Raw genomic sequence first — 16,145 nt, forward strand, 5'->3', positions numbered from 1 at the left:
TCTTAAAAATTATTATACTTTTTTAAGATTTTCTTAATAAGGGCAGCATATAAGCCGGTTCGCTTATATTAAGGAATCTTATTTTTATTAATCAATAATTAAGAGTATAATATGACAAAACCATCCGTTATTAAATTAGCTACCCCTTTTGAACGCTTAAAATTTTATAATCCTTTACCTGATATTGCACTTAGGCTCGCTATTATTATGCAAGCAATAATTGATTCAACTAATACTTCCCCAAAAAAAGAAGCTAAAAAAGCAGAAGATGCAGCTAAAAAATGGATTTTTATAGATAATGAAGATTTTATTACCATATGTTTTGAAGCAGGGATAGAACCCTCTTTAGTAAGAAAAATCACTAAAGGCTTAATTAGACTACAACAAAATAAATCAGTTACCTATGAAGGAGATTTATTTTGTAATAAAAGCTTGAAATTACGCTAAATATAAATTAATTGTATAGATGTTACTAGTTAACATCTATACATACTAATAACTAATATTTACGTTATAGTTATAGTTCTAATTTTAAGCTATAAGGTTATTTATGATTATTTCAGTTTCAGGACAACATATTTCTATTGGTAATAATTTACAAGAATATTCAAAAGAAAGAGTTAACCAAGTTCTAACAAAATATTTTTCTGATATAATAAGTGCAGATATACATTATTCAAAAGAAGGAATAAATTTTAAATGCGATATTATAGCAAAATATGGTTCAGGTAAGCATAATATCGTTAAGAGTAACGAGAGCTGCAATGACATATATGTAGCATTTGACAAAGCTATGGCAAAACTCGAAAAGCAGCTTAGAAAATATAAATCAAAACTAAAAAATCATCACACAGGTAAAGTAAAAATATCTGAAATCGATTCTGAAGGTACTAAATATATTATTAGTCCTCAAGATCAAGAAAATACTAATGATACAAATGATGCTAATTATCCAATAATTATTGCTGAAAAACCTGTAGAAATATTAAAGCTATCAGTAAAAGAAGCAGTAATGAAAATGGATTTAGAAAATTTACCAGCAGTAGTATTCAAGAACGTTAATAATAATCGTATAAATATAGTGTATTATCGTAAAGATGGTAATATTTCTTGGGTAGATTATAATTAATGATTATTATCCCCTATAAAGGAATTAAACCTAACATTGATAAAACAGCCTATATTGCTCCAAGTAGTTCTATAATAGGGGATGTTAAAATTGGAAGTAAATCAAGCATTTGGTTTAATACTGTTTTAAGAGGAGATGTTGAATCAATAAAGATAGGGGATAATACTAACGTACAAGACGGCAGCGTAATTCATACTTCAAGGTTTAATGGTCCTATAGAAATAGGCAATAACATAACTATTGGTCATTTATCGCTTATTCATGCTTGTATTATCTGCAATAATGCCTTTATTGGTATGAGTAGCACAATAATGGACTATGCAGTAATAGAAGAATATGCTTTTGTTGCTGCAGGAAGCCTTGTACCTCCTAAAAAAATAATTAAATCTAAAGAATTATGGATGGGTCGCCCTGCAAAATTCGTTAGATATTTAACAGATCAAGAGCTAGAAGAGATGCAAGATAATGTAAGAAATTACGTAGAACTTACTAATATTTATAGCTCTAATAAATAAGTATATAAAAAGTTATAGCTTCTAATTTAGGTTTCGTGAAGATTGATAATTATATACATCTTTGGTAAAAAATTTTATCTAAAAAACTCTGGCTTAAATAGCTTAAAACTTTCCTGAGCTGACGTTGGTAATGGTGTTAAATTATATTGCGGATCAAAAGCATTTCCGTAAATCTTTTCTGTTTTTTTAATTGAATTTGGAAATTTTAAAGATAATAATATAGACTTTAAAATAGTAAAAATTGCTATATAAGGATCAGTTTCAGGAGAAGATAAGCGATGTTCTAAACGTTTAGGAACAACATTTGGAGTTCGAATAGCTACACTTCTGTTATTTCCTCCATAAGATACATGAGTTGGTGCCATAAAATCTTTGTCAAGGCGTAAATAATCAATACTACCAGGCATAAAAGCAAGTAGAGTATCTAGCATATAATGGCATAAACCTTGTGCTGCTAAAATTATATAATCGCCAGATTCTATATCAAAACTTATATGGAAATGCATACTATTTCCATAATCATTTAAAAAAGGTTTAGGAGAAAAATCCGTATGACCATTTAAATATTCAGCTATTTTTGTTAAAGTATTTTTAACTTTAAGTATCATTTTTGCATAATTTACTAAATCATAGGATGGAGGAAGATCTATTTCGAATTGATTATTACCCTTTTCTTTTTTTATTTTAGAAATTTTAAACTTCGTTAAATATTTTCTTGCAAGTATTTCAAATTTAGATATATCAATATTAGGGCTTAAGTAAAACTCTATCTCTACCCCAATAATAGGTATTAAATTATAATCTTTATGAAATTGGAAAATGATTTTTTCTAGCTGTTTCTTTTTTTGTAGGTTATTAGATAAGGTATTAATAAAATTATTATAGGATATTTGCATGGAAGCACTAATAAACGGACTAGTATATTATAAAATTTTTGACGGAACATTCAAGGATTCTAGTCATAGATATGTAAAAAAAAATAATTCTATAGATGAAATAGAAATAATAAGAAACAAAAAAGCCATAACTGATTATTTTAAAGCAGAAGATATTCTAATTTTAAATCAAGTTCACGGTATAGATATTATTGATGCAGATAATAATTCTATTATCATACCTGAAGCTGATGGCAGTATTACTACTAGAAAAAATTTAGTTCTAGCAGTGCAAACTGCAGATTGTGTACCAGTGTTACTTGCAAGCGGTGATGGTAAAATAATTGGAGCAGCACATGCAGGATGGAAAGGTGCTATAAACGGTATTATCCATAACATAGTTAATAAGATGATAGAAAAAGGTGCAAAAAATTTGGCTGCACTAATAGGTCCTGCTATAGCTCAAGGATCATATGAAGTTGATGTAGAATATTATAAAGCTTTTTTAGATAAAGATATTAATAACAAACAATTCTTCATAAATTCAAAAAAAGAAAATCATTATATGTTTGATTTACCAGGATTTGTAGAATTACAGCTTAAGCAAACAGGAGTTAAAAATATTAAAAGGATTACAGAGGATACTTATGCAAACCCAGCAAAATACCCTAGCAAAAGACGCTCTTATCACTTGCAAGAACCTTATAATCAAAATATATTATCAACAATTATAATTAAAAATTAGTATTATGAACCAAGAAAAATCTTACTATCAAATAGTTTACGCTCCAAACGATATCTTTAAGAAGCAAGCAGAACATATAGAAGTCGTTGATGATAATATTCGCATTATTGTAGATAAAATGCTTAATACTATGCAGATAGAAAGGGCGGTAGGGCTTGGTGCTAATATGGTCGGTATATTAAAGCGTATAGCGGTAGTTGATTTACATGAGAATAACAAATCATCACCTATTATTTTTATCAATCCGGAAATAACTTATTTCTCAAGTGACAAACAAACATTTATGGAAAGATCTTTATCATTTCCAGGAATAGAAGCACCTATTACCAGATCAAAAGCAATAAAAATAAATTACTTTGATTATCAAGGGAATAAACAAGAGCTAGAAGCACAAGATTTTTTAGCAACAGTAATTCAGCATGAAGTAGATTATTTAAATGGCAAAGTTTTTTTAGATCACTTATCTAAACTAAAACGCGACACTTTGTTTAAAAAAATGCTGAAATATATAAAAATGCACCCTCCTCATGTTCATGGAAGTAGCTGTAAGCATTAAGATTATTTAAACATTGACAATATACTATAGCTTTATTACAATATGGTTAATAAATCTTAATAGTTTAATATGTTAGTTAATAGTCAACCAGTAGTAAGGATACACGAAAATATTATAGCGTTAGATATTTATTCTAATTAGGGTTTTAGATTTAGAATTTTAATAGAAGAATATGTATGAAAAAGAAGCTGAAGAATATATTTAAAATTAACAAAAAGGAAAAAGTTAAAGATAATATTCCTACTGAAACAATAATAAATCTTCCGGAAGATAAAACGACTAAAGGTAAAAATAAGAAAGACAAAACTTATGATTATGAAAAGTTAAAACAAAAGCTCTTTAAAATATCAGAGAAAGCTTTACAAAAAAATAATGACCTAGATAAAATATTCAAAGCTTTAGCAGAAGATAAAAAACTAAAAGCTGGGTATAAAGGTGTTAAATTTATATTTAAAAATCCGAAATTAGCTATTTCAACGTTGAAAACAATACCTAGTTTAGTAAATGATATAAAAAAAATAGAAGAAATATTTTTAAATAAAGATGAGAAAAGTAAGTTAGAGAATCAAAGCTTTTTACTAAAATTAATAGAAGATCCTGATAGTGTAGCATTTTTAGAAAAGAATAAAGAAGTAATTAAAACAACAATTTCTAAAATTTTGCCCAATGCCTTGAACTTTGCTCTTAAAAATGACAAAAAAGTTACTCGAGCATTAACTCCTCTTATTCATCAAATATTAGATAAATGCTTTGATGATCCTAAAAATTTTATGACTATTGCTAATTTAGCTGTAAAATTCACTTTAAAGACCAACTCAAAAGATCATATTCAACAATTATTTAATAAAATAAATGTTACTCCAATATTAAAAGATTTAGGAGTATTTTTAAGTCAAGATGATAAGATAGGCAATCTTTTAGCCGAAATTATAACAACAAATATAAAATCGAATAATACGATAAAGCAAACTTTTTTAAAAAACGTTAGTAATTTAGATATATTACAAGATGCTACCCCTATTATTTCAAAACTTATAGGTAAAATCTTAGAAAATGAAACTGATACAAATAAATTACATGAAGCATTAAAACCTATTATATTTAGTGATTTTAAAGAAAAATTAATTGCAGCATCTGATATAGAACAAATAAAACAATTAGATAAAGAAGAAACAAATAAATATTTAAATGTAGCTAAAATTTTATCTAGCCCTTTAATAAAATCAGAAATATTTCCTACAATTCAAGAATTAATTACTGTACTTCACAAGCATAAATCTACAACTCAAACTATTATCTCTAATTCTATAGCTATATTTAGTAAAGACAATGAAGAATCAGCAAGAAAATTATCAGAAACAAACAAGACTTTAGATCACAATAAAGTTTTTGAAGTACTAAAATTAGTTATTAATAACGTAATAGATCTAATAAAGTATAAAATAGCATTTAATTCTGCAAAAAAAATAGGACAGAATATAAAAAATGAACAATCTAATATAAAACAGTCACAACCAGCATTATTACGATCAAATACGCCTAAAAGCTTAGCACGATAATAATATTTATCTAACTATTGTTTGACTTTTTTTATTAGAAAAATTAGGCGTAGCTATAGGTGATTCAATTTTGATATTGTGAGGTTTAGACTTTAAAGCAAGCCGTTTTGAGTCTTCAAACACTGTTTGATCAAATCTGTACGGGTTAATTTTTCTAAGCTCTACTAAAGCAGCTTTATTATTATGTATTTCATTGAGATTTACATTTCGAAGTTTAGAGTTGTCTAATATTTTTTTTGTATTTTCATCTATAAAATGCTTTAAACCTGTAACAAATTCATTATTTTTTAAACCTTTTGAAAGAGTAGTAATTTTATTATCTATATGCTTGTTATTTGCCTTAATATGAGTATCTAAGACATTCTCTAATTTTTCTCTCAAATAATCTTTTCCTGTAAAAACTGCTTGTATTTTTTCTAAAAAAGAAGTGCCTTTATTACTAACTGCCTGTAACTCATTGATTATTGTGTTATTATATTTAGTTATATAATCTGTATCTAATTTAGATAATAATGTTTCTGTGACCTGCTTATTTTTTGCAACATCTAAGTTATTAATCCCTTTTTGTACTGATTCAAACGACTTAATAGCATGATTAGTTTCATAAGTAAATTTAAGGATATTTTCATCAGTCAACTTTTTCTCATCTAAAACGCATACATTTTTAACGTCTTTACCAAAAAAATCGCTAGCATTTTTAGCAATTTGCCGCACTAATGGGTCTAATAATTTTTCATTTTTTAGCAAAGCCGAAACTGTATCTTGCGATATTTCTACATATTTATTTATTTTACCTATAAGAGCGTCTTTTTCATCTTTAAATATTGGTTGGTTTTCTTTAGCAAAATTAGCGTACATAAATATACGGTTTTTTACACGCTCATTTACAAGATTATCTACATTTTTTTGGCTTGATAATTCTGCTTCTAACTGCTTAGGAAGCTTTTCCATTTCTTCCTTAATTTCTTTAAAAGCTTGAGGATTGTACCCTTCTTTTTCCCATTTTGCTATTTGTTTGTTGTTATTTTTTATAGTTGCAATAATACTTTTAACATCATTTTTTTTACTAGGATCAGAAGATATATTTTTAGGGTCATCAGGATCAGAATATATTAGATTTTGAATTGTTTTTTTTACATCAGGATCATTTACATTAATTTCTTTTTTTTTAAATCCCTCGTTAATTAACCCTTGTACTAAATAGTTTTTTGTTTCTTTTAAGTCTTTTCTTAATAATTGTATTAAATCATTTTTTTATCTTTACTCCTAACCTCATGCTGTGCTTCTTGTAACTTTATAGCCATATGTTACCTATTATTAAAACATTTGATATATTAGATATCAAAATTCCATAATTTGCAACTTTTTTATCTTTTGATAGAAATATTTAAAAAATTAACGATGTAAAATAACTAAGATAGGTTCTATGAAGATTTCTAATACATATCCCATTTTAAGGTATTTTTAGAAATCTTCACAGCTTGGAAAGAAGGCTAATTAAAGACCAGGTCCTCTTGTTCTTACTTTCTGATTCTCTTGATGAATAGCAGGTTTGTCTTTTGAAGATGTTTGAGATTGGTTGGCAAATAATAATTTATCAAATATTTCAGGATTTGCTTTTCTTATTTCAACTAAATTAAGATTAGGATTATTAACTTCTTTCGGCTCAACAGTTTTATTCATTAATTTTGTTAAGCCGGCAGCAATTTGTTCGTTTGTTAAAGCATTTGAAAAGATTTTATTATCAATTTCTTTTTTTACATATTCATCACTTAACGCTGCATATTTATTTACTGATTGTTCTAATCTTTCCTCTAAATAATCTTTACCTGTAAAAATTGATTTAAACTTTTCCCAGAGAGAAGTACCTTTGTCATTAATTTCTTTTAGCTCCGAGACTATTCTAGGACTATTGTCAGTTAGATAAGCAGAATCTAAATTCTTTAAAATTGTTCCTGTTTTTTCAATAAGTTTTTCATTGGTACTCTCATATAAAGGAGCAAAAAGCCTAACCATAGGCTCTAACATTTTACTTTCTTGAGTATTTTTATCTAATCTTTCTGTCAGTTTCTTCTGCTGCTTTAGAAATTTCTTTTCTATCCATTTCCGATTCTGTATATGTTTTTTTATTTTTTTTCCCACTATGAATAAATTCCTTACATTGTTACAATTTTTGTTGTGATAAAGAATTAGGTAATTTTTCTATAACTGCTTCTAGTAGTTTTTCAGTATATATCTCTGCGGGAATCTTATTATTACTCACTTCAACTAATGATTCATTAATTGCATTTGTTAAAGTATTTATATCTTGATCATTAAATTCATTTAGTACAGGTTTCATTGATTCTAAATCTAAACTTACCCTAAATCCTTTTAAATTACCTTAAATTTTTGCAGCATAAAGTTTAATTTTATCTCTATTTTGCTTTATTGCAGCATTTTGTTTTGCATTTTCATTTATACTATCAACAAGATTTTGAATTCTCTCTTCTTTAAGATAGGACCTTATAAGGTCATAACCTAAATCTAACGCTCCACCAAAATTTTGTACATATTGAAGCGGTTGATCAAAAAAAGAAAGATCTTTAGGTACTAATTTTAAATTTTTTGCTTCTTCAATCTCATTAATTTTTTCATCAGCTATATCTTTCTTTGGTAATTGCTGAGCTTGATCATCAATATTTAAATCCTTTTCTTGAATATCAATTATATCTTCCATTTCCTGAACTCTATCATCAGCTTTTAAATTCTCTATCATATTATTCCTTTTTTAATTTATTTTAAATAATAATAAACATAATAGAAAAAATGCCAAATTAATTTTAAATTCTAGAAAAAAAAATAGTTAAAATTTGTAAAAAGAATCATATTTTTTTATAGAAGATGTGCGGATAATAATTTCCTCTGGGATTTCAGCTAAGAACCTTGATGGGTATGATCTGACTATTTCGTAGAATATTTTACGGCTTTCAGCATGGGTAATATAAAGCTCTTTTTTAGCTCTAGTAATACCAACATAAGCAATGCGGCGTTCTTCTTCCAAACCTTTTTCACCCTCTTCATCTAAAGATCTTTGAGACGGAAACACCCCCTCTTCCCAACCTGGCAAAAATACTACATCAAATTCAAGACCCTTAGCACCGTGTAGTGTCATTATTGTTACAGAACCACCATAATTGGTTTCTAAAACTTCATTTTCCATAACTAAGCTAGAATGCTCAATAAAATCATGAATATCGTTAAACTCAGCAATAGCTCTTAGCATTTCGTTGATATTCTCGATCCTGCCTAAAGCTTCTTCAGTTTTCTCTTCCTGAAGCATTTCTAAATATCCGGAATCATCGAGTATTGCTTTAGTTACATTTATTGGAGCATCAAAGCTAAATCTTTCATGCCAATTGCTAATTTTGGTAACTAAATCTTTTAAAGTTTCATAGGATTTTGTTTTTATCTCACCATTTTCTAGCATTTCTTTAATAGCAGCGAAATTAGAGATATTTTTTTCTATAGCATACGTTTTAATTTTATTTAAAGTAGCTGCTCCTATTGCTCTTTTCGGTACGTTAATAATACGCTCTAATGCTAAATTATCATTCTGGTTTAAGGCAATACGGATATAAGCAAGCACGTCTCTTATTTCCATACGTTCATAGAACCGCAAACCGCCGATAATTTTATAAGGCATAGCACTATTTATAAAGGCTTCTTCAAATCTTCTAGTTTGAAACCCTGCTCGCACTAATATAGCAATATTTCCTGCACTATACCTTCCCTCTCGCACTAACCTAGCTATTTCGGAGGCAATATATCTTGCTTCTTCTTTATCATTCCAGCAAGATATAATTTTGATCTTTTCGCCGCTTTCCTTATCAGTCCATAAGGTTTTGCCATGACGATTTTTATTGTTATTAATAACATTTGAAGCAGCCGCAAGAATTGGCAGAGTTGATCTATAATTCTGTTCCAATTTAATAATTGTGGCGTTTAAAAAATCCTTTTCAAAACGTAATATATTACCAACTTCTGCACCACGCCAACCATAAATAGACTGATCATCATCACCAACACAACAGATATTTTTACTTAAGCTCGCAAGCATTCTTGCCCACAAATATTGCACGACATTAGTATCTTGATACTCATCAATTAAAATATAACGATATTTTTCTTGATAATATTTTAATATCTCAGGGTTTTTAATGAAAAGCTCATTATTATAAAGCAGTAAATCCCCAAAATCCACTACGTTAGAGATCAGTAAATTTTGCTGATATTCTTCATAAACAAGTTTTGCTACACGTTGCAGCGGTAAATTAGTATCAGAGCTTGAAAGCTTATTTGGCAATAAACCTTGATCTTTCCAACGTGAGATTACGATATGTATTAATTTAGGAGCATATTTTTTAGTATCAATATTTTTGAGCTTTACTATATCCTTAATCAATCTTAGTTGATCATCTTGATTAATAATAGTGAATCTGCTATTTAAACCAAGATTTAAATGCTCTATTTGATCACGCAATATCCTTGCTGCCATTGAGTGGAAAGTACCAATGTTAAGACCGTAAGAGCTAACCAAATTATGGACTCTTTCCTGCATCTCTTTTGCTGCTTTATTCGTAAAAGTAACAGCTAAAATATTTTGAGGGGATGCTAAATTTTGATGAATAATATTTGCAATTCTTGAGGTTAGTACTTTCGTCTTACCAGTTCCTGCCCCTGCAAGCAAAAGAAGCGGTCCTTCGGTATGAAGAACTGCTTTTTGTTGCTGCTCATTTAATGAATGTAAGAAGTCTTGATTTGGCATATAATATACTTATTTAGTCCAGTTTGTTGGAGGGCTTGAAAAGCCTGCTCGATGTCATGCCGTGGCTTGACCACGGCATCCAGAAAATAAATAAAAATACTAATATTATTAGTATTTTAAACTGGATCCCGCGATCAAGTCGCGGGATGACAATGGTGGAACTGATCCATGCAATAAAGCCGGACAAGCCACGGGATGACAGTGAATAACATAATACCCAATAATACCCTTTTATCAATAAAAATTTATCTAATTCTTTTAAGGTTTTTTAGAATATAAGAAAGGGTAATGATAGGATTACAAATTATTATTTTTAATAATTTGAGATAAGAATTTAAATTTTTATCCTCAATAAACCAGCTATATAAATCATCTATAGGCTTAATCTTATTGGGAATAATATATTTATCCTTAAATAATTCCTTTAAAGCTTTTTTAGCTTTTTGGGCTTCTGCTTTACGTTCAGTTGTTAGGCTCTGATTATGCACCATATAAAAATATAACGACTCTGGTATATGAGCAAATTTCGTAACAAGCCCAAACCGAAGCCAATATTCATAATCATCAACTAAATGCATGTTTTCGTTATATCCACCTACTCTCTTTGCTATATCTGCTCTGTATAAAAAGCATGCTCCAACACAATCACGAATAGGCAAAAATTCCGGAGATTCTTGATAGAGCCTTGCCCCTATTTTGCCCTGCTCATCAATTAAAGTATAATCGGTATAAACAAGCCCTATATCCGGTGAATTATCTAAAACATTATTCATTCTTGCTAAAGCATCTTCGTGCAGAAAATTATCATCGGAAGTCCAAGTAAAATACTGCCCTTTAGCCTCTTTAAAAGCAATATTAAGACTAGCTGGCAATTTTTTATTAGGCTCATTTCTTATTACTTTAATACGCTGATCCTGCTTTGCATATTCCTTTGCTATTTCAAAGCTTTTATCTTTAGAGCAATCATCGATTATAATAAGCTCAAAATCTTTAAATGTTTGATTAAGACAGCTCTCAATAGCTTTCGGCAATAACTTCTCTCTGTTATAAACTGGCAAAACTATTGATATTTTTGGAGAATTATTATTCATATATTTTGATTTTTATTATTATGTCATTGCGAGCGAATGAAATGAGCGTGGCAATCTTATGAAGCAGGACTCCTGAGATTGCTTCGTCGATGCGTTGCCTCTCCTCGCAATGACGTTTTTAATCTTAACCATACCAAGGAGCAAGAGACAAGCCTATCTTAATCCCCCTCACAGTAATATCTTCTTCCTTACTAGCAAGATATTTCTCTTCTTTAACTAAAGCTATAGCTTTATTTTGATAGCTGGAACATATTATCCCAATTTTGTCCTTAGTCGTAATTATTTCCTCATTTTTAACTAAAAATGATAAATCTTCCTCAGCTATAATTTTGTATATTTTTCTTCTTATAACACCTTGATATTTAGCTCTTGATATAACTTCTTGACCTACATAACAACCTTTATCATAGCTAATAGCGTTTAATTCTTCAGCACCATAAATAACTGGAATTGACTCACCTGAAGCCAAATCATCTACTCCGTCTACTATGGCAAAATTATATTTATCATTTAAATATAATTTTTTACTTAGATTCCCGCTTTTGTTGGAATGACTTATAGCTCTGTTTATTATAGAACGAAATCCTAATAAATTATATCGAGGATCACGAGCTGTGACTAACGAATCCATATTTAATTCTTGATGAAAATAAGCAATTTTATACTCATCTTTACAATCTACTATTTCTATTTTAGAGCGGAACTTATAAAAATTTAAGTGATCTATTAAGGCAGTTTTACTTTTCTCATCAATATCAATATAAATTTCTTCAAGGTTATGTATATATACAAAGAAATCAAATAAATATCTACCTTGATTATTAAGTAAATAAGTATAACAATAATTACTCTTATTGATATCATTAGTTGTAAGGTTTTGCAGGAACTTTAACGAATCCGAACCCGCTATTTTAATAACCTCTCTATTGTTTAATATTTCGTACATAATTATAATATTATTGACTTTCTATGCTCCACACTACTATACTTTAAATTTATGTAAATTAAACTTAAATAATTATGAGATGTTCATCTTACTGCGTTTCTTCTGAATATAAGATGAGTGATCTAGTTACTAATTTAAAAAAGATAGGGCTTGAACCTCAACATTTTGATGATGTTTTATATATTCGGAAAGAAATAAATAAAGATTCTGATTATATAGATATATTTTTCTTTCCATTTGGTTGTGTAACTATTTGGGGTGGTGACGAAATTCAGGAAAAAGTAATTTTAAATGATACTGATTTAGTAACGATAAATAGACTTGCTGAACCTGTATCCGATTATATTTATTTTGAATATAATGAAGAACACGAAAAAACTTTTATTGACGAAGAAAAAAACAAAATAATTTTAACTGATAAATCGGTTTTTGTTAAGCTATCTATTTCTCATGCACTTGCTCAATCTGTTAAGCTTAGCGTTCTTGAGCAATCTGTAAGTAATTTGATATCTCAAACCACTCCTATACAACAGGAATTAGCTAGAACCGGTAGTGTCTCTCTATCTAAAAAAGAGATATTACAACAAATAGGAATATTATTTAGTGAACGCTATTCAATCAGCTTACATAGTGATATATTCGATACTCCTGAATTTTTTTGGCGTCGTCCTAGCTATGAACCCCTATATCTTATGACGGCAGAATTTCAAGACATAGAAATAAGGCAAAATATAATGAATCATCGCCTCAATATGATTCATGAGTTGCTCGATATCCTTTCAAATGACCTTAATTATAAACATTCTACTAAACTTGAGTGGATTATTATTATATTAATTGGTCTTGAAGTAGTATTATCTTTATCTCATACCAATCTTTTTCTAAAAATTATTGGAGCTTTGTAAATAGCTTCATTTATGCAAATTATTAATAGTCAAAAAGTATTAGAAGAGTTTTGTAGGGAATTATCCACCAAAAAATGGTTGAGTATAGATACAGAATTTGAACGTCGTTATACCTATTATGCTAAACTTAGTATAATCCAAGTAAAAGCAGAGGGTTGCAGCATAATAATTGATGCAATAAATAACCTAGATTTAAATGTCTTTAACAAGCTACTTATAGATAATAATATTATTAAAATATTTCATGCACCTCGTGAAGATTTTGAAATTTTCTATAATTTGTTTAAAACTCTACCTTCTAATATTTTTGATGTACAAATTGCGGCAAATATTTGCGGTTTTGGTAGTCAACTAAGCTATGATGATCTTTGTTATAAACTTTTCAAAATCAATATTGATAAAACACATCAAAAATCTAACTGGTTAAAACGCCCTATTACTGAAGATATGCTGAATTACGCATTTTTAGATGTTGAATATTTGGACAAAATATATAAACAGCTAAATAAGATAATTTTGGATAATAATTTAACAAATCAATATCAATCCATGCTTCAGTTTTTATTTAATATTAAAAACTATGAGGTAAAACCCGAAGATGCTTGGAAAAAAGTAAAATTTAGAATTGAGATTAAAGATTTTAATACTAAAATACAAATGCTTGCAGCCTATCGTGAAGAAAAAGCCCAAACTATAAATATTCCACGAAAACATTTCATTTCAGATGAAGACTTAATGAAGTTGTGTAAATATCTACCTTTAACTGAACAAGATTTTAAAAATCTAAACCTAAAAAGTAGACATTTACTAAAACCAAGATACAAAGAAGAGCTAATACAACTATGCAATAGCTATATGCATAAAATAGAATAGCACCGAAAAGTTATTATTCTATGTCATTCTCGCTTAAGGCTTGCTTGCGTAGATCGAGAGTCGTCATTGCGAGGAGCAAAGCGACGTGGCAATCTCAGGAAATAATGATGAGATTGCTTTGTCAAAACTTACAGTTTTTCCTCGCAATGAGGAGAAACTGATCCACGCGGGCAATGCCTACTCGCAATGACGGGCTATTAAAATTTTCTTTTACTGTTGAGGATACGGGTTATTACTTGCCACTTGAGCAGTAACAATTTTTACACTATTATCATCAAAGAAAAAAGTTATATCAACTGTGTCACCAACTTTTAGATCTTTCCTTATATCATAAAGCATTATATGCATACCTCCAGGTACAAAGCCAACGTTAAGATTACCAGAAATTAAAAATGGATAATCTACTTTCACCATTTGACTAACACCATTACTGTCGGTAACTGTTTGGTGCATCTCTATTCTACCTATTTGATCTGAAGATATATTAACTATATTATAGCTAGCCGGTCTAGTATTTACTAATGTAAAATACATAGCAGAATTGCTTAGTACATTATTAACATTTGTTGTAGGTCTTACCCAAGGTTGTGCAAATTGTACAGCTCCTGCTGCATTTAACGTAGATAAAGTAACAGATGAATCTGTAGGGTTAGTATTTTGGGCTGGCTGAGTATTAGGGCTAGCATAGCTTGTTATACTAGCAAAAGCTATAAAACCAGCCAATAAAGTTTTTATCATAATTAACACCTTTTAATAGTTTTATAAAATACTAGCATAAATTTTATATAAATCTAGTTTTTTAGAATATAATGCCTGCGTGTTTCTTTAGGAAATCTCTCAATCGCATAACGCAATGTAGTTCTAGGCATTTGCGATATATGTTGATTTAGAAAATCTATCAGCTGCTTTTCGTCCTTTTTTCCTGCTTCACGTAGCATCCACCCTACCGCTTTATGAATTAAATCGTGCTTATCGTTCAGTAATAATTGTGCTATTTTAAAAGTTAAATTGAGTTCATTTTTGCGAATAAAATACCAAGTTGCAACCATTGCTATTCTTCTTTCCCAAAGATTTTCAGATTTTGCTAATTTAAAAAGATATTCCTTATCTTTATCCCATAAATAAGCTCCGATAATATAATGAGCTGAAGCATCAACCAAGTTCCAATTATTAACATATTTTATATTATCTATATAGAATTCATAAAAAAATTTCTTATCATTATCAGAAGCTTTTTGATATTGATTGATAAGGATAACTAATGCTAAAAGTCTTTCTTCATTAAATCTTGATTTAATAAGCCCACCTAAATCATCCTTACTTAAATTATAATAAGTTTTAGCTATTTTACGTAAAGTCGGTACAGTCACGCCTATAAATCTATCATGCTCACCATACTGCCCTTCTTTAGTCTTAAAAAAGATTGTTAAACGTTCTACCGGAATAGTCGCCGAATTAAGTAAAATATTTCTAATTTCTTATAAATTTTCTTTCATGTTCAATAAGCCATTTTTTGTGATGTAATCCTGAACCATATCCGCCAAGCTCGCCATTATTATTAATAATGCGGTGGCATGGAATAATTATAGCAAATCTATTTGCTCCGTTAGCATTTGCAACAGCTCTATAAGCAGTTTCTTTACCCACTGCCTTAGCTTGTGTAAAGTAGCTCCTTGTTTCGCCATATGGCACATTCATTAGCTTTTCCCATACTAATTTCTGAAACTCGCTTCCTACAAGGCGTAAAGATGTATTAAATTTTTGTAAATTGCCGTCAAAATATGACTTAAGTTCTTTTTCAACTGATGAAATAGGTTTGGTATTGCCATCAATAACAGACAATTTAGTCTTAACTTTAAGCATTTTAATTTTACGCTCTAAGCCTTTACTTTCAGCAAAATCAAGCAAATAAAGTTTCTCTTCATCACTAATAGCAAGCATCGAACCAAGAGGCGTATCAAGAAAAGTGGATTTTAAACTCATTTTTTTACCTAAAATTTTTTTAGTATTATATATTGATTTCTTTATTTAACAATTTTATTTTTTTTAAACTAATAATTCTAAGCGATTAAAATAGATAGAACAGAATTTAGCAAGATGAGTATTTAAGTTGAATGACGTCATTGCGAGAAAAAACCGGTTTT

Annotated in this window: 19 protein-coding genes; 8 read left to right on the top strand and 11 right to left on the bottom strand. The window is 28.9% G+C overall.

The window, feature by feature from the left end:
• The first annotated feature begins 111 nt into the window (after positions 1–111).
• From AAHF54_RS04095 to AAHF54_RS04105, 3 genes are all read left to right on the top strand, one after another.
• Positions 112–447 (top strand): hypothetical protein, encoded by a 336-nt coding sequence (locus AAHF54_RS04095; protein WP_342169821.1) that lies wholly within the window; start codon positions 112–114, stop codon positions 445–447.
• Between the two features lie 103 nt (positions 448–550).
• Positions 551–1,129, top strand: a complete 579-nt coding sequence (hpf, locus tag AAHF54_RS04100) for a ribosome hibernation-promoting factor, HPF/YfiA family (RefSeq protein WP_341788051.1) — start codon at positions 551–553, stop codon at positions 1,127–1,129.
• Positions 1,129–1,644, top strand: coding sequence for a gamma carbonic anhydrase family protein (locus AAHF54_RS04105; RefSeq protein WP_342169822.1), 516 nt, complete (start codon positions 1,129–1,131; stop codon positions 1,642–1,644). Before hpf ends, AAHF54_RS04105 begins: the two co-directional genes overlap by 1 nt.
• 74 nt (positions 1,645–1,718) lie before the next feature.
• Here AAHF54_RS04105 and AAHF54_RS04110 read toward each other — a convergent pair whose 3' ends face one another.
• A complete protein-coding gene (locus tag AAHF54_RS04110; RefSeq protein ID WP_342169823.1) occupies positions 1,719–2,540 on the bottom strand; it encodes a glutamine synthetase in 822 nt (273 codons plus the stop codon).
• Here AAHF54_RS04110 and pgeF point away from each other — a divergent pair.
• The 3 genes from pgeF to AAHF54_RS04125 all read left to right on the top strand — a co-directional run bounded on the left by pgeF (position 2,539) and on the right by AAHF54_RS04125 (position 5,379).
• Positions 2,539–3,264 (top strand): peptidoglycan editing factor PgeF, encoded by a 726-nt coding sequence (pgeF, locus tag AAHF54_RS04115; RefSeq protein WP_342169824.1) that lies wholly within the window; start codon positions 2,539–2,541, stop codon positions 3,262–3,264. The genes AAHF54_RS04110 and pgeF overlap by 2 nt on opposite strands.
• A gap of 4 nt (positions 3,265–3,268) precedes the next feature.
• Positions 3,269–3,820 (top strand): peptide deformylase, encoded by a 552-nt coding sequence (gene def, locus AAHF54_RS04120; protein ID WP_341795096.1) that lies wholly within the window; start codon positions 3,269–3,271, stop codon positions 3,818–3,820.
• 176 nt (positions 3,821–3,996) lie between these two features.
• Entirely contained in the window at positions 3,997–5,379 is a 1,383-nt protein-coding gene (locus tag AAHF54_RS04125; RefSeq protein WP_342169825.1) for a hypothetical protein, read from the top strand.
• Between the two features lie 6 nt (positions 5,380–5,385).
• Here AAHF54_RS04125 and AAHF54_RS04130 read toward each other — a convergent pair whose 3' ends face one another.
• The 7 genes from AAHF54_RS04130 to AAHF54_RS04160 form a co-directional block, all read right to left on the bottom strand.
• Positions 5,386–6,330, bottom strand: a complete 945-nt coding sequence (locus tag AAHF54_RS04130; RefSeq protein ID WP_342169826.1) for a hypothetical protein — start codon at positions 6,328–6,330, stop codon at positions 5,386–5,388.
• A gap of 546 nt (positions 6,331–6,876) precedes the next feature.
• Entirely contained in the window at positions 6,877–7,521 is a 645-nt protein-coding gene (locus AAHF54_RS04135) for a hypothetical protein (RefSeq protein WP_342169827.1), read from the bottom strand.
• A gap of 22 nt (positions 7,522–7,543) precedes the next feature.
• Positions 7,544–7,720 carry a hypothetical protein gene (locus tag AAHF54_RS04140; protein WP_341788058.1) on the bottom strand — a complete coding sequence of 59 codons (177 nt, stop codon included), beginning with the start codon at positions 7,718–7,720 and terminating at the stop codon, positions 7,544–7,546.
• Between the two features lie 42 nt (positions 7,721–7,762).
• Positions 7,763–8,137, bottom strand: coding sequence for a hypothetical protein (locus AAHF54_RS04145; protein WP_342169828.1), 375 nt, complete (start codon positions 8,135–8,137; stop codon positions 7,763–7,765).
• 87 nt (positions 8,138–8,224) lie between these two features.
• Positions 8,225–10,186, bottom strand: coding sequence for a DNA helicase PcrA (gene pcrA, locus AAHF54_RS04150; protein ID WP_342169829.1), 1,962 nt, complete (start codon positions 10,184–10,186; stop codon positions 8,225–8,227).
• 245 nt (positions 10,187–10,431) lie between these two features.
• Positions 10,432–11,277 carry a glycosyltransferase gene (locus AAHF54_RS04155; protein ID WP_341788061.1) on the bottom strand — a complete coding sequence of 282 codons (846 nt, stop codon included), beginning with the start codon at positions 11,275–11,277 and terminating at the stop codon, positions 10,432–10,434.
• A 124-nt stretch (positions 11,278–11,401) separates the two neighbouring features.
• Complete coding sequence (locus AAHF54_RS04160; protein WP_341788062.1) at positions 11,402–12,223, bottom strand: folate-binding protein; 822 nt, start codon at positions 12,221–12,223, stop codon at positions 11,402–11,404.
• Positions 12,224–12,336: 113 nt separating this feature from the next.
• On the opposite strand from AAHF54_RS04160, the gene AAHF54_RS04165 reads away from it, so the two are divergent.
• Both AAHF54_RS04165 and AAHF54_RS04170 read left to right on the top strand, forming a co-directional pair.
• Positions 12,337–13,128: an RMD1 family protein gene (locus AAHF54_RS04165; RefSeq protein ID WP_341788063.1), complete on the top strand. Its 792-nt coding sequence runs from the start codon at positions 12,337–12,339 to the stop codon at positions 13,126–13,128.
• 12 nt (positions 13,129–13,140) lie between these two features.
• Positions 13,141–14,001: a ribonuclease D gene (locus AAHF54_RS04170; RefSeq protein ID WP_341788064.1), complete on the top strand. Its 861-nt coding sequence runs from the start codon at positions 13,141–13,143 to the stop codon at positions 13,999–14,001.
• 210 nt (positions 14,002–14,211) lie between these two features.
• Here the strand turns inward: AAHF54_RS04170 and AAHF54_RS04175 are convergent, their stop codons facing one another.
• The 3 genes from AAHF54_RS04175 to AAHF54_RS04185 all read right to left on the bottom strand — a co-directional run bounded on the left by AAHF54_RS04175 (position 14,212) and on the right by AAHF54_RS04185 (position 15,984).
• Positions 14,212–14,739, bottom strand: coding sequence for a copper chaperone PCu(A)C (locus AAHF54_RS04175; protein ID WP_341788065.1), 528 nt, complete (start codon positions 14,737–14,739; stop codon positions 14,212–14,214).
• Between the two features lie 53 nt (positions 14,740–14,792).
• Positions 14,793–15,371, bottom strand: coding sequence for a DNA alkylation repair protein (locus tag AAHF54_RS04180; RefSeq protein ID WP_341788066.1), 579 nt, complete (start codon positions 15,369–15,371; stop codon positions 14,793–14,795).
• 100 nt (positions 15,372–15,471) lie between these two features.
• The gene (locus AAHF54_RS04185; protein WP_342169830.1) at positions 15,472–15,984 is read right to left on the bottom strand and encodes a methylated-DNA--[protein]-cysteine S-methyltransferase; all 513 of its coding nucleotides are present in this window, start codon (positions 15,982–15,984) and stop codon (positions 15,472–15,474) included.
• Positions 15,985–16,145: the final 161 nt, after the last annotated feature.

It is taken from the genome of Rickettsia endosymbiont of Seladonia tumulorum (assembly GCF_964030815.1).
Lineage (GTDB): Bacteria > Pseudomonadota > Alphaproteobacteria > Rickettsiales > Rickettsiaceae > Rickettsia.

Coding starts and splice junctions, on each gene's coding strand:
- AAHF54_RS04125 (WP_342169825.1), top strand. CDS start 3,997: ATGAAAAAGAAGCTGAAGAATATATTTAAAATTAACAAAAAGGAAAAA.
- pcrA (WP_342169829.1), bottom strand. CDS start 10,186: ATGCCAAATCAAGACTTCTTACATTCATTAAATGAGCAGCAACAAAAA.
- AAHF54_RS04160 (WP_341788062.1), bottom strand. CDS start 12,223: ATGTACGAAATATTAAACAATAGAGAGGTTATTAAAATAGCGGGTTCG.
- AAHF54_RS04140 (WP_341788058.1), bottom strand. CDS start 7,720: ATGAAACCTGTACTAAATGAATTTAATGATCAAGATATAAATACTTTA.
- AAHF54_RS04155 (WP_341788061.1), bottom strand. CDS start 11,277: ATGAATAATAATTCTCCAAAAATATCAATAGTTTTGCCAGTTTATAAC.
- pgeF (WP_342169824.1), top strand. CDS start 2,539: ATGGAAGCACTAATAAACGGACTAGTATATTATAAAATTTTTGACGGA.
- AAHF54_RS04130 (WP_342169826.1), bottom strand. CDS start 6,330: ATGGAAAAGCTTCCTAAGCAGTTAGAAGCAGAATTATCAAGCCAAAAA.
- AAHF54_RS04170 (WP_341788064.1), top strand. CDS start 13,141: ATGCAAATTATTAATAGTCAAAAAGTATTAGAAGAGTTTTGTAGGGAA.
- AAHF54_RS04145 (WP_342169828.1), bottom strand. CDS start 8,137: ATGATAGAGAATTTAAAAGCTGATGATAGAGTTCAGGAAATGGAAGAT.
- hpf (WP_341788051.1), top strand. CDS start 551: ATGATTATTTCAGTTTCAGGACAACATATTTCTATTGGTAATAATTTA.
- AAHF54_RS04185 (WP_342169830.1), bottom strand. CDS start 15,984: ATGAGTTTAAAATCCACTTTTCTTGATACGCCTCTTGGTTCGATGCTT.
- AAHF54_RS04165 (WP_341788063.1), top strand. CDS start 12,337: ATGAGTGATCTAGTTACTAATTTAAAAAAGATAGGGCTTGAACCTCAA.
- AAHF54_RS04095 (WP_342169821.1), top strand. CDS start 112: ATGACAAAACCATCCGTTATTAAATTAGCTACCCCTTTTGAACGCTTA.
- AAHF54_RS04105 (WP_342169822.1), top strand. CDS start 1,129: ATGATTATTATCCCCTATAAAGGAATTAAACCTAACATTGATAAAACA.
- AAHF54_RS04175 (WP_341788065.1), bottom strand. CDS start 14,739: ATGATAAAAACTTTATTGGCTGGTTTTATAGCTTTTGCTAGTATAACA.
- def (WP_341795096.1), top strand. CDS start 3,269: ATGAACCAAGAAAAATCTTACTATCAAATAGTTTACGCTCCAAACGAT.
- AAHF54_RS04110 (WP_342169823.1), bottom strand. CDS start 2,540: ATGCAAATATCCTATAATAATTTTATTAATACCTTATCTAATAACCTA.